At 72.5% G+C, this 12,072-nt stretch carries 10 protein-coding genes and 1 pseudogene; 4 read left to right on the top strand and 7 right to left on the bottom strand.

The features are described 5' to 3' along the window. Positions 1 to 42 precede the first annotated feature (42 nt). A complete protein-coding gene (locus OIE69_RS06755; protein WP_326571024.1) occupies positions 43 to 1,248 on the top strand; it encodes a low temperature requirement protein A in 1,206 nt (401 codons plus the stop codon). A gap of 54 nt (positions 1,249 to 1,302) precedes the next feature. Here OIE69_RS06755 and OIE69_RS06750 read toward each other — a convergent pair whose 3' ends face one another. After that, positions 1,303 to 3,480: a discoidin domain-containing protein gene (locus OIE69_RS06750; protein WP_326571023.1), complete on the bottom strand. Its 2,178-nt coding sequence runs from the start codon at positions 3,478 to 3,480 to the stop codon at positions 1,303 to 1,305. Positions 3,481 to 3,903: 423 nt separating this feature from the next. Between OIE69_RS06750 and OIE69_RS06745 the strand changes: the two genes are divergently transcribed. Then, the gene (locus OIE69_RS06745; RefSeq protein ID WP_326571022.1) at positions 3,904 to 4,356 is read left to right on the top strand and encodes a hypothetical protein; all 453 of its coding nucleotides are present in this window, start codon (positions 3,904 to 3,906) and stop codon (positions 4,354 to 4,356) included. Here the strand turns inward: OIE69_RS06745 and OIE69_RS06740 are convergent. Continuing rightward, a complete protein-coding gene (locus OIE69_RS06740; RefSeq protein ID WP_326571021.1) occupies positions 4,304 to 5,803 on the bottom strand; it encodes a hypothetical protein in 1,500 nt (499 codons plus the stop codon). The genes OIE69_RS06745 and OIE69_RS06740 overlap by 53 nt on opposite strands. A gap of 82 nt (positions 5,804 to 5,885) precedes the next feature. Here OIE69_RS06740 and OIE69_RS06735 point away from each other — a divergent pair, with 82 nt between their 5' ends. Continuing rightward, complete coding sequence (locus OIE69_RS06735; RefSeq protein ID WP_326571020.1) at positions 5,886 to 6,221, top strand: YkvA family protein; 336 nt, start codon at positions 5,886 to 5,888, stop codon at positions 6,219 to 6,221. Between the two features lie 21 nt (positions 6,222 to 6,242). On the opposite strand, the gene OIE69_RS06730 is transcribed toward OIE69_RS06735, so the two are convergent. The 3 genes from OIE69_RS06730 to OIE69_RS06720 form a co-directional block, all read right to left on the bottom strand. Beyond that, positions 6,243 to 7,703, bottom strand: coding sequence for an ATP-binding protein (locus OIE69_RS06730; protein WP_326571019.1), 1,461 nt, complete (start codon positions 7,701 to 7,703; stop codon positions 6,243 to 6,245). Further along, complete coding sequence (locus OIE69_RS06725; protein WP_326571018.1) at positions 7,700 to 9,358, bottom strand: FAD-dependent oxidoreductase; 1,659 nt, start codon at positions 9,356 to 9,358, stop codon at positions 7,700 to 7,702. The genes OIE69_RS06730 and OIE69_RS06725 overlap by 4 nt, the downstream gene beginning before the upstream one ends. 145 nt (positions 9,359 to 9,503) lie before the next feature. Then, positions 9,504 to 9,860 (bottom strand): DUF427 domain-containing protein, encoded by a 357-nt coding sequence (locus tag OIE69_RS06720; protein WP_326571017.1) that lies wholly within the window; start codon positions 9,858 to 9,860, stop codon positions 9,504 to 9,506. 160 nt (positions 9,861 to 10,020) lie between these two features. Here OIE69_RS06720 and OIE69_RS06715 point away from each other — a divergent pair, with 160 nt between their 5' ends. After that, positions 10,021 to 10,530, top strand: a complete 510-nt coding sequence (locus tag OIE69_RS06715; RefSeq protein ID WP_326571016.1) for a hypothetical protein — start codon at positions 10,021 to 10,023, stop codon at positions 10,528 to 10,530. A 213-nt stretch (positions 10,531 to 10,743) separates the two neighbouring features. Here the strand turns inward: OIE69_RS06715 and OIE69_RS06710 are convergent. Together OIE69_RS06710 and OIE69_RS06705 are read right to left on the bottom strand one after the other, a co-directional pair. Next, positions 10,744 to 11,580, bottom strand: a pseudogene (locus tag OIE69_RS06710) (endo alpha-1,4 polygalactosaminidase). Between the two features lie 87 nt (positions 11,581 to 11,667). Continuing rightward, the gene (locus tag OIE69_RS06705; RefSeq protein WP_326571015.1) at positions 11,668 to 11,934 is read right to left on the bottom strand and encodes a hypothetical protein; all 267 of its coding nucleotides are present in this window, start codon (positions 11,932 to 11,934) and stop codon (positions 11,668 to 11,670) included. Positions 11,935 to 12,072: the final 138 nt, after the last annotated feature.

The following is a 12,072-nucleotide window of genomic DNA, read 5'->3' as shown; positions in this document are numbered from 1 at the left end:
CCCTTCGGGCGCGGGCACGTGTGCACCGCCTACGATGCGCGGATGACCGATCACGATCAGGCGGCGCCGGACCGCCGCTTCCGCCCGCTGGTCCGGATGACGGCCCGGGACCCGCACGAGCCGCACCGGGTCGCCACGCCGCTGGAGCTGTTCTTCGACCTCTGTTTCGTGGTGGCGGTGGCCCAGGCCGGCGTGCGACTGGTGCACGCGGTCGCCGAGGGCCACGCCGGGCAGGGTGTCCTCGGCTACTGCCTGGTCTTCTTCGCGATCTGGCTGGCGTGGCTGAACTTCACCTGGTTCGCCTCGGCCTTCGACACCGACGACGTGCCGTACCGCATCGCCACGTTCGTCCAGATCGCCGGCGTCCTGGTGCTGGCGGCCGGGGTTCCCCGTGCCTTCGACGCCAACGACTTCTCGATCGCCGTCGCCGGGTACGTCATCATGCGCATCGCACTGGCCTTCCAGTGGCTGCGCGCGGCACGCAACGCGGCCGGACCGGCGCGGACCACGGCGCTGAGCTACGCCGCCGGTCTGGTCGTCGTCCAGGTGGGATGGGTCGTCCTGCTGCTCCAGCCCGTCGGCGGGCTGTGGTACTGGGGCTTCCTGATCCTGGCGGTCGCGGAACTGGCGGTGCCCGTCTGGGCCGAGCGGGCGCAGCGCACCACCTGGCATCCGCACCACATCTCCGAACGCTACGGCCTCTTCACCATCATCGTGCTCGGTGAGTCGGTGGCCGCCGCGACGGTGGCCGTGCAGTCCGCCGTCGACGAGTTCACCGCGCTCGGCGAGTTGCTGCCTGTCGCCCTGGGAGGACTGCTCGTCGTGTTCTCCGCCTACTGGCTCTACTTCGCCATCCCCATCCACCAGCACCTCACCAGCAGCGCGCGGGCGTTCCTGTGGGGCTACGGGCACTACCTCGTCTTCGGCTCGGCCGCCGCCATCGGCGCGGGGCTGGAGGTGGTGGTCGAGCAGGCCGTGGGCAAGGCACACATCTCGCAGACGGCCGCCGCGGCCGCCGTCACGCTGCCGACCGCCGTCTTCCTGCTGACGGTCTGGCTGATCCACTCCCGCAGCGCCAAGCGCGGGTTCGCCGAGCACGCGGTGCTGCCCGGCTGCGCCCTGGTGGTGCTGGCGAGCACCTTCTGCGGGGCCGGGGCGGTGCCGGTGGCGGGGCTCGCCATGGCGGCCGCGGTCGCCGTGGGCGAGGTGCTGCACTCCCGCCACTCCCGCCGCCTGCCGGCTGCCTGAGGACGGCTGACGGGGTGCCCCGCCGGAGGAACGGGGCACCCCTGCCCGGAGCCGTCAGGGGAACGAGACCACTGTGGACGGCGTGGTCGAGGTGCCGGAGGTAGCGGCACCGGTGCCGTTGATGACGTGGTCGTACTGGCCCATGCCGCCCAGGGAGACCACCAGGACGTCGTGCATCTTGATACCGGACTTCACCGGGACCTCGAAGCCGTGGTCCATGCGGATCGTCGGATCGGTGGTGAAGTTGCAGTAGCTGCCCAGGCCCCATGCCTCGTGGGTGTTCACCGAGTCGTCCACCTTGTAGGCGGCCCAGCCCTTCGTGGCGCCGTTCTGGATGGCGGCCTGGTTGGGCGCGTCGTAGGCGATCTCGTTCTGGAAGAAGATCGTCCTGCCCCGCTCGCCGCTCCACTGGACGTCGTACTTCTTGAAGTGCTCGACGAACAGGCCGGTGGCCAGGACGTCGTCGCCGTTGACGCGCAGACCGTAGTCGGCCGGGTTGGTGTCCCAGCCGACACCGGCGCCGTGGTCGGCGCGCCAGATCCAGGTGTGGTCGATGACGGTGTCGTCGCTGTTGACCTCCATGCTGGTGGTCGCCCTGCCCGGGCCGGCGCCGCCGATGCGGATGAAGACGTCCTGCACGGTCGTCGGGTTCGCGGCGTGGTCGGCGGCCGAGCCCTGCGGACCGACCTGGAGCAGCACCTGGGAGTTGACCGCGCCGGCGTCGATCAGGAACCCGGCCAGCTTCACGCCGTCGACGTCGGCGACCTTCATCGCCGTCACACCGTTGTCGGGGATGATCGTCGCGAGGCCGAGGCCGAGCACGACGGTGTTCGCCCGGTTGACGTCGATGGTCTGGTCGATGTGGTAGATGCCCGGGGTGAACAGGAGGTTGAGGCCCTGGGCGAGCGCGGCGTTGATGGTGGCGGCCGTCGCGCCCGGCTTGACCACGTAGAACTGGCTCAGCGGGATCGAGGAGCCCTGCGGCGCGCCGTTGCCCCAGCTGGTGCCGCGGGCGTTGGTGCGCTTGGCGGGCACGAAGACCTTGTAGTCGTTGCCGTCGAGGTAGAGGAAGGGCTTCTCACGGGACACGGGGGTGGTGTCGAGCGTGGTGTACGGCGGGTTGGGGAAGCTCTGCGCGGGAGCGCCCTGCACCCCGGAGAAGACCATGTTCCACACGCCGTTGGTCCAGCCGCCGACCGAGCTGTCCCGGGTGTACCACTGCTGCTGCGAGTACGGGCCCACGGTGCCGTCGATCCTGCTGTCGGCGATGTAGCCGCCGCTGGCCCAGCCGTAGCCGTTGGGGGCGAGGTTGAGGCCGCCCCTGACGTGCATCCGGCGGAAGGGCGCGGCCTGGGCGACGGCCCAGCGGTCGGTGCCGTTCACCGGGTTCAGGGCGAGGTTCTCCGCGGAGCGCCAGAAGTTCTGGGTGGCGTTGCCGTTGAACCAGCCGGCGTCCACGGTCACGTCGCCGTTGAAGGTGGTGTCGTCGGGGGAGAGTCCGAGCCCGGCGATCGAGGTGTAGAAGCCGATGTTGGCGTTGATGTTGTTGTAGGTGCCGGGCTTGAACAGCAGCGCGTAGCGTCCGGTGCCGAACTGCGCGGACTCCTGCTGCTGGAAGACCTGGTCCAGCCTGGCCTGGATGCCCGGGGTCGAGGGGTCGAAGACCAGGACGTTCGGGCCGAGGTCGCCGCCGCCGGGGATCACCGGGCCGGTGCCGCCGTCGGTGGTGTGCACGGCGAGCTCCCACAGCGAGTAGCCGTATCCGGTGGCGCGGGTGGTGCCGTACACGCGCAGGTAACGGCCGGTGCCGCTGACGGCGCGGGTCTCGGTGCCGCCGGCGCCGGTGCTGGTGGAGGCGACCGTGGTCCAGTCGCTGCCGTTGGCGGAGAGCTGGATCTGGTAGGCCTTGGCGTAGGCGGCCTCCCAGCCGAGGACGACCTCGCAGACGGTCTGGGAGCCGCCGAGGTCGACCTGGATCCACTGGGGGTCGCTGAACGTGCTGGACCAGCGGGTGCCGGTGTCGCCGTCGACGGCGTTGGCGGCGGCGAAGGAGCCGTTCTCGGTGGAGGAGGCGGTGGCGGTCCTGCCCTGTGCGGCGTTGGCGGTGCCGCAGGCGGCGGCGTGGGCACCGGTGAGGGGGCCGGCCGGCACGGTGAGCAGGGCGAGCAGTACGGCCAGCAGGGCGATCAGCCCCAGGGGTCTGCGGCGGGCGGCGTTGACTTCGGGTCTCATAGGAACTCCTGTGTCAGCCTCACGACTTAATTCAGGGCGTGAGTTAAGACGTGACAGAAGTCGCGGTCAAGGGTCCTCGCACAAAGTGTTTCTGAGGAGTCAACAGTTCGATGAGCGCTTCATGTACTTGCGCCGCCGTGACCTGCGGGGAGTCGAATGAGTTCGGGACTTGAATCAGATCGGCCCCATCCGGCCCCGGGAGGCGTTCCGCACCAGTCCTGGCGTGAAGTCTTGACGGCGCCGGGCCCGCTCGGTTGACTGCCGCCGCAGCGGCCGCAACCGGCTGGGGTACCGGCTCCGGCCGCTGCCGCCGGCATGCCCCCGCCCCCTCTCGCCCCCTGCCCTCCGGCGCCGGGCCCGCGTCGAGCAGAAGGGCCGACTCCACGGGTCCCGCAGATGATCTTCACGGGTTAGACTCCGCGGGTGTCCGAACTCCGCACACTGGTCCTCGGATTCCGGCAGGCGATCGTCGACTGCCCCGACCCGGGCCTGGTCTCCCTGGAGCGTTTCCCGCACGGCTCCTGCGGGGACGCCTCGATCCTCCTCGGTCAGTACCTGTACGAGAACGGGCAGGGGGTGTGGACGTACGTCAGCGGGTGGGAGGACCGCGCCACCCACGCGTGGATCGAGAAGAACGGCGTGCGGGTCGACATCACCGCCGACCAGTTCGACGGGGTCGGCACCCCCGTGATCATCGCCTCGGGAGGCGGCTGGCACGACCGCTTCACGGTCGACCCCACCGCCTCCCACGGCGCTCTCATCGACGTGCGCCAGGACTTCGCCCGACGCGAACTGCGCACCGCCTACGAGCGGTTGACCGCGGTCATCCGGCGGCATCGGCCGGGAGCGGCAGGGGCGCCACCAGCCTGCGCATGACCGTAGGCTCCAGTGCGGGGTTGGCCGCCGCCCGGTGCGCGAGCTCCTCGTCGTCGAGCAACTCCGCGAGCCGGGCCCGGGGGAGGTTCGGATGGCCCGCCCCGGCCGCCCGTACACCGGGATCCGGGTCGCGGGTCAGCCCGTCCACCGTCTCCGCCGCGGTGGCCGGGTCGCGGGCGGCCAGGGCGCGGACCGCAGGGTCCTCGTCCCCGGCGTACCGCGCCAGCCCGGCGATGGGAAACCCCGGCCGGGTGAGCAGGTGTTCGCGCTCGTACCCGGTGTACTCCAGGAAGGCGCTCAGCAGCAGCTCGGCGGGTGCCTCCGGATGGTTCTGCGCGAGCAGCACGCGCACGCCGAGGTCGTCGTCCGCGGCCAGCCGCGCCACCAGGTCGGACGGCAGGCTGTGGTCCCAGGCGGCGCGCCGCCGCAGCAACGGATGCCCGGACAGGGCGTCCCGCCGCACCGCGGCGGGATCCCGGGGCACCAGGCGCTGCAGCGTCGGTCCGAACGAGCCGTCCACCGGCACCTCGTAGTCGATCGCCGCCCGTTCCGCCTCGCTCAGCGCGGGATGCACGGAGAGCGCGAGGCGTACTCGCGGATCGGTGTCCGCGGCGAGCGCCCGGCGCTCCTCCGGCCCGAGGTCGGAGCGGTACGCGATCCGCTCCCGCACTTCGGGGTCGGCGTCGGCGGCCAGCAGGACCACCATGTCGGCGGGGAGGGTGGGGTTGCCCGCGATCGTCCAGCGGTCTCCCTCGCCCACGGGGGCGTCGAGCACGCCCTCCACGACGCCTCGGCTCAGGGCGCTGTGCATCAGCAGGTGCGTCCGCCCGTGGCACGGCCGGTCGGGCAGCTCCCGCTCCACCCACGCCGGGTCCTCGTGCCGCAGGTGCTGCCGCACCATTTCCCGTACCTCGTCGTCCGGATCCGCCAGGAGGGCGTCGCGGGCTTCGTCCGGCACGCCGCGCCAGGCGACGGCCATGCGCCGCACCTTCGGCTCGGGGTGGGTGCGCATCGACTCCATCAGCCCGGCGGAGGCCTGGCGGTAAAGGGTGCCCAGGATCTCCTGCTCGTACGTGAGGAGCATGTGGACGACGGCCCGGTCCGGGAGCGGCCGCGGGCGCACGCCCCCCGGCATCCGGGGCGTGTCGGCCAGATGCGCCCGCACGAACCACTCGGGGTCGTCCAGCAGCCGTGCGCGCTGGACCGGGTCGGCGTGCGGATTGCGGGCGAAGAAGCTGCGTGTGTACCTGTCGGGGTGGGCGACCACGGCGTCGACCACGGCGTCCGGCAGCGTCCGGTCCCGGCACAGGACCATGCGTGCCGCGAGCGGGCCGTCGGCGAGCAGTCGCAGCAGGATGTCCTCGGGGGCCGCGGGATTGAGCGCCAGGCCGGCGAGCCGGCGCGCGGGCAGGCCGGCGGTCCCCCAGATCTCCTCGGGCGTGATCATGTACTGTGTGCTTCCTTTCCGTCGGGGCCGGTTACCGTTTCCGCACACACCGGCCGGGTACACGGGATCGAGGGAGGCAGACATGGACCTGGGTGACTGGTCGACCACGGCTCTCGTGATCGCCGCGGTGGCGGTCGTGGTGATGCTCGTGGTGGCCGTGGTGCTCGTGGTGAAGATGGCCCGGATCCGCACCCTGCTGCGCAGCGCGGACGTGCCACGCTCGGGCAAGCTGGCGTTCTGGGCCGCGCTGGTCTACCTGGTCTGCCCGGTGGACCTGCTGCCCGATCCGATCCTGATCGACGACATCGGTGTGCTGCTGCTGGCCCTGCGCTCGCTCAAGAGCGCCGCCGACGGACAGCTGCCCGTCGGCCGCGACCGCGCCCGGACCCTTCCGAAGTCGAAGAGTCCGGTGGCCTGACCCTCCTCGCGGCCCGGGGGCTCAGCCCCCTGCCCGCTCCGCGTCCCCCGGCTGCGCCTCGGGCTGGGCGACCGGCAGGCACACGGTGAAACGGGTGTCGCCGGGGCCGGACTCGACGCGGATGTCGCCGTGGTGCTTGTTGACCACGATGCGGTACGAGATGTCCAGGCCCAGCCCGGTGCCCTCACCCACCGGCTTGGTGGTGAAGAACGGCTCGAAGATCCGCGGCCGGATCTCCGGGGAGATGCCGGGACCGGTGTCGCCCACCTCCACCACCAGACGGTCGGGGCCGTCCCAGGAGCTGCGCAGCGTCAGGGTGCCCGAACCGCCCATGGCGTCCAGCGCGTTGACGACGAGGTTGGTCCACACCTGGTTGAGCTCGGCGCCGTACGCCTGGATCTGCGGCAGGCTGCGGTCGTACTCCTTGACGACCCGCACCCCGCCGGGGATCTTCGCCTGGAGCATCGTGAGCGTCGCGTCGAGCAGCGCGTGGATGTCCACCGTCTGCTGCGGTGCCCGGTCGAGCTGCGAGTACTGCTTCGCGGCCCCCACCAGCCCGGAGATCCGGGTGACGGCGTCGTCGATCTCGCCCATGAGCAGTTCGGTGTCGAGGGTGTACGTGAGCCAGCGGATCGCCGCCTCCAGCCGTTCCTCGCCGACCGTGTCGACCACGGAGTCCAGCCACTCGGCGTCCACACCGCCCGCGACCAGCGTCGAGGCCAGTTCCCAGGAGCCGTTGACGCCGTGGTCGTCGAGCCAGTCCGTCAGCTCGTCCTCGGCGTCGGCCGCGTCCAGCGCCGACCGTTCGGGCGCCGACGCCATGCGCTTGATCGCGGCGTCCTGCAGCTCGACCAGCTCGTGCAGCTGCCGGGTGTCCAGCCGGCCGTCCGCGATCATCGCCAGCTTGTGCCGCATGCCGGTCACCCGGTCGCGCAGCGCCGAGGTGGCCCGCACCGCGGCGGCGGCCGGGTTGTTCAGCTCATGGGTGAGCCCGGCCGACAGCGAGCCCAGCGCGAGCAGCCGCTCGCGCTCCCCGATGATCGTGTTCTGCTTGCGGTACCCGAAGAACGCCCCCTCCAGCAGGTGCACCGCCATCGGGAACCACCGGCGCATCGCGCCGGCGAACTCCTCGGCCGGGATCAGGAAGAACTCGCAGTCGGTCACCGCCTTCAGCGAGTTGGGGTACGTCTGCTCGACGCGGTCCCCGATGTACGCCTGCGTCGCCCCGGCGTACACGCCCCGCTGGTCGGTGCGGTTGACCTCCACCACGTCGCCGTGGACCAGCCGGCCCAGCGACACCGTGCCGCTGAGCAGCACGTAGAAACAGCTCGCCGGATCGCCCTCGGTGTAGACGGGACTGTTCGCGGGGACCCGCTCCACCCGTCCCTGCTCGCTCAGCCAGTCCAGTTCCTTCTCACCGAGCGACTCGAACAGGAACAGGGTCCGCAGCTGCTCGGGCCCGAGCCGGTCCGTCGTGGTCACTGCGCCTCCAGATAACGGTGCACCAGGGATACGGCCATCGCGCCCTCGCCGACCGCGGAGGCCACCCGCTTGACCGACTCCGCCCGCACGTCGCCGGCGGCGAAGACGCCCGGCACGCTGGCCTCCAGGTGGTACGGGTCGCGGGGGAGCGGCCAGCCGGCGGGCCGCCTGCCCCCGGCGATCAGGTCGGGGCCGGTGACCACGAAGCCGCGCCGGTCCCGCTCGACGACGCCCTCCAGCCAGTCCGTGCGCGGTTCGGCGCCGATGAAGACGAACAGGAACGAGGCGTCCACGGTGGTCACCGTGCCCGTCTTCGCGTCGCGGAGCATCAGCTGTTCCAGGTGGTCGCCGCCCTTGCCGCCGACGACCTCGGTGCAGGGGCGGACCTCGATGTTGTCGATGGCCGCGATCTGGTCGATCAGATACTGCGACATCGAACGCTGCAGGTCGGCGCCGCGGATCAGCATGTGTACCCTGCACGCGTTGCGGGAGAAGTAGACGGCCGCCTGCCCGGCCGAGTTGGCCCCGCCGACGATGTAGACCTCCTGGCCCGTGCAGTTCATGGCCTCGGTCATCGCCGAGCCGTAGAAGACCCCGGCACCGGTGAACTCCGCCAGCCCGGGCGCTTCGAGCCGGCGGTAGGACACCCCGGTCGCCAGCACCACCGTGTGCGCCGCGATGGACGTGCCGTCGCCGAAGGACAGCACCCTTCCGCTGCCGGCCGCCTGCAGCGCGACCACCTCCCGGGTGCTGAGGATCTCCGCCCCGAACTTCGTCGCCTGGCGGCGGGCCCGGTCGGTCAGCTGAGCGCCGGAGACGCCGTCCGGGAAGCCGAGGTAGTTCTCGATGCGGCTGCTCTGCCCCGCCTGGCCGCCGGTCGCCCGGCGCTCCACCAGGACCGTGCGCAGGCCCTCGGACGCGCCGTACACCGCCGCGCCCAGGCCCGCGGGACCGCCGCCGACCACCACCAGGTCGTAGAAGTCGGAGGCCGGAACGGTGCTCAGCCCCACGTGGGCGGCGAGCTCGGCCTCCGTGGGCCGCAGCAGCGTCGTCCCGTCGCCGGTCACCACCAGCGGCACATCGGCGGAGGTCAGCCCGGCCGCGTTCAGCAGCTGCTCGGCCTCGGGCTCCTCCGCGGGCAGCCAGCGGTAGGGCACCAGGTTGCGGGTGAGGAAGTCGCGCACCTTGAACGAGGGCGCCGACCAGCGGTGGCCGACCACACGGGTCTCGGACGCCGTCGGGTCGGGAGTGGCGATCCACGTGTCGAGCAGGGTGTCGATCACCGGGTAGAGGTTCTCCTCCGGTGGGCTCCACGGCTTCAGCAGGTAGTGGTCGAGGTCGACGATGTTGATCGCGTCGATGGCCGCGCTGGTGTCCGCGTACGCCGTGAGCAGCACACGGCGGGCGAGCGGGAACAGGTCCATCGCCGCCTCGAGGAACTCCACCCCGTTCATCTGCGGCATGCGGTAGTCGGCGAGCATCACCGCGAGTTGCTCCCCTCGCAGTTTGATCTCCCGCAGCGCGCTCAGGGCCTCGTCCCCCGAGGTGGCGCGCACCACCCGGTAGCGGTCCCCGTACCTGCGGCGAATGTCCCGGGCCACGGCACGGGACACTGCGGGATCGTCGTCGACGGTCAGGATCGTCGGATTCGCCATGTGACCATCATTGCTCCCCGGCGGCCGTCGTGCGAAGCAAACCGAACAGCCGTGCCTCAAGTGGGGCATGGGGCAGCGGCACATGCCGCCGGCACGGTCAAGGACGTGGTGACGGACGGTGCGCCGACGCGCACCGTCCGGCCGGTCAGGCCTCCTCGACCGCGACCTCGGCCACGGTGTCGTAGAAGGAGAGGTGGCCGGTGATCTCCGGCACCGACGGGAGCGGCTCCTCGTAGAACCAGGCGACGTCGTTGTGGTCGCCGTAGGACCAGTAGGAGGCGACGCCCTTGTAGGGGCAGGTGGTGTTGGTGTCGCTGCCGCGGAAGAGCGCGAGGTCCACGTCCTGCGGCGGGATGTAGTAGCGCACCGGCAGGCCGGTCTCGTGGACGAGTACCGGCCGCCGGGTCTCGGCCACCACCTTGCCGTCGATCCTGACCGTCACGTGCTGCGTGCCGGGTACCGCGTCGACGCGGTGACCGCGCCGGCTGTCCGTGGGGGGCATGGGCTTCCCTTCCTCGGGTCCGTCCGGATCCGTTGCAACGGCGGCGGTGCCGCCGCACATTCCCCGGGCGCCCCGGGTTCCCCCGCATGCACGCATCTGCGTGACTCCGGCGGCGGTCCCCCGTTGGCCCTTCAAGATCACAGCGAAGGAGGACCGCCCGATGAGCACCCGCCGTCACCAGAAGGGCCGCAAGCACCGCACGGTCAATCGCACGCCGAGGCCCGTCGCCCCCGTCGGCACCGTGGGGGCGAGGGCCACGGCCACCCCGCCGGCCTCGCCCGCCGCCCCGGCCTTGCCCGCGACCCCGGCCGCACCGTCCCGCACCGCGGCAACCGCTCCCGTCCCCGCTCCGGCCGCGCCCCCGGTGGCGCCCTCGGTTCCGACGGTCCCCGCCCCGGCTGTCGCCCCGGCGCCCGCCACGGCCGCCGTGCCACCTCCCGCCGGGCCCCGCCCCGACATGTCCGGGCCGGAGGAGTCCGGTCTCGCCCGTACGGCGCTCAAGACCCTCCAGCAGCTTCGCGCGGCCGGCCGCGACGGGACGACCATCGACGCCCTCAGCGCCAGCGTCGGCTACCAGCCCGCCACCATCGTGCGGCACATCGACAGCCTCGCCGCGCACCACCTGGTCCACCAGCGCGACGGCCGCTGGTACGCCGTGACGACCTCATGACCCCGGGCGTGGCGGGCGGCCGGCGGCGCGTTCCGCGCGGACCGGCCGCGCACGGTCGTCCCGGGGGTCCACGGCGGTGAAGCCCCGGGCGCCGCTGGAGACCGATCGCCGCCGTCCGCCACGCCCCCACCGACCGCGCCGCCGTGCCCGCTCCCCGCGGGCAGGGGGTGTCGCCGCCCTGCCCCGTCCCGATGCCGGGCCGCCGCGCCCCGGTCAGCAGGTACGGAAGACGTGGCCCGGCTTCCCGGCGGGCGCGACGTCGCGGTCGCGGAGCACGACCGCCAGACGGGCACCCCAGCGGCGGCAGGTCGCCGTGAAGTCGGCCGCGTCATAGGCCACGACGAGGACGCGGTCGTCGTACGCGGCGGCGTACCGCCCGCACTCGTCGAACTCGCCGCACTCCTCGGCGACCGCGAAGTCGAAGCCGATGCCGGACCGTCGGGGGAGGAGTTCGGTGGTGTTCTTCTGCGCGACGGCCAGCCCCGCGGCGTGGGCGCGTGAGGCGAGCAGCCGGGCGAACGCGGCGTTGTCGGCGGGCGTGAGCAGGCCGTCGGAGCGCTCGACGGAGTCGAGGTTGTCCGGCTCGACCGCCCGGAACCCGCGCTCCGCGCAGTCGTCGATCCACGCGCCGACGACCTCCGCCAAGGCCTCCCGTTTGGCGGCGGTGGAGGTGTCCAGCAGGGCCTCGTCCCACTCGTCGTCCACGACGAGTCCGCCGTCCCCGTCACGCAACAGCAGGCCGGGGTCCCGGGCGCGCCACCTGGACAGCTCGCCGGGCTGGGCCTGGAAGGCGTTGACGTAGCAGACGGAGTACACGCCCGGGGCGGGCCGGTCCCCGCGGTCGCGGGAGACCACGCGCACGCCGTCGGGCGGCGGTTAGCCGCCGCCGATCTGGTAGTCGAAGGAGGCCCCGGCCCGCGGCGGCACCACGCGCGGGGCGGCGGACGAGCCGTCGCCGGTGCCGCAACCCGCCGTCGGCGCCAGGGCCGCCACGACCGCGAGGAAGGCGGCGACGGCACGCGGTACCGGTGACGGGTCGGGGAGGGGCACACGCGCTCCTGGACGGCGAGGCCGGACGGGGGACCATCATCCTCCCGTCCGGCCTCGTGGTGCCGTCGACCGGGTCCGCGCCGCGGATCACATCATCCCGCCGCCGTCCCAGTGGGCGCCGGTGAGCCAGACGAGGGCGATGAGGGTGTCGATCGCGCCCAGCACGACGGCGATCAGCGGGAGCACCGGCCTGGCGCCCCGGAGGGTGCGGCCCATGGCGAGCCGGCCGCACACGACAGCGGCCGGGCCGAGGACGATGCCGAGGACGAAGAATCCGGCGGCCGCGCAGAGCAGGCCGGCGGCAACCAGGGTGCGGGGGCTCGCGCCGGTACCGGTACGGCTGTTGGGGGGCATGGTTCCTTCCTCCATGGGCCGGTGCCCGTTCCGCGGTGCGGAAGTGGCGGTTCCCGGCGATCCGGACACCCCCGTGCGGTGCGCCCGGGGGCCGTCGGCACACAGGGGACCGCCACGGGCCGCCGGGTCCATCAGGAC

Origin of the sequence: Actinacidiphila glaucinigra (assembly GCF_035918135.1) — a bacterium.
In the GTDB taxonomy this organism is placed as follows: domain Bacteria; phylum Actinomycetota; class Actinomycetes; order Streptomycetales; family Streptomycetaceae; genus Actinacidiphila; species Actinacidiphila glaucinigra.
The sequence above is the reverse complement of the archived record's forward strand: the minus strand, read 5'-3'. Positions and strand labels throughout refer to the sequence as shown.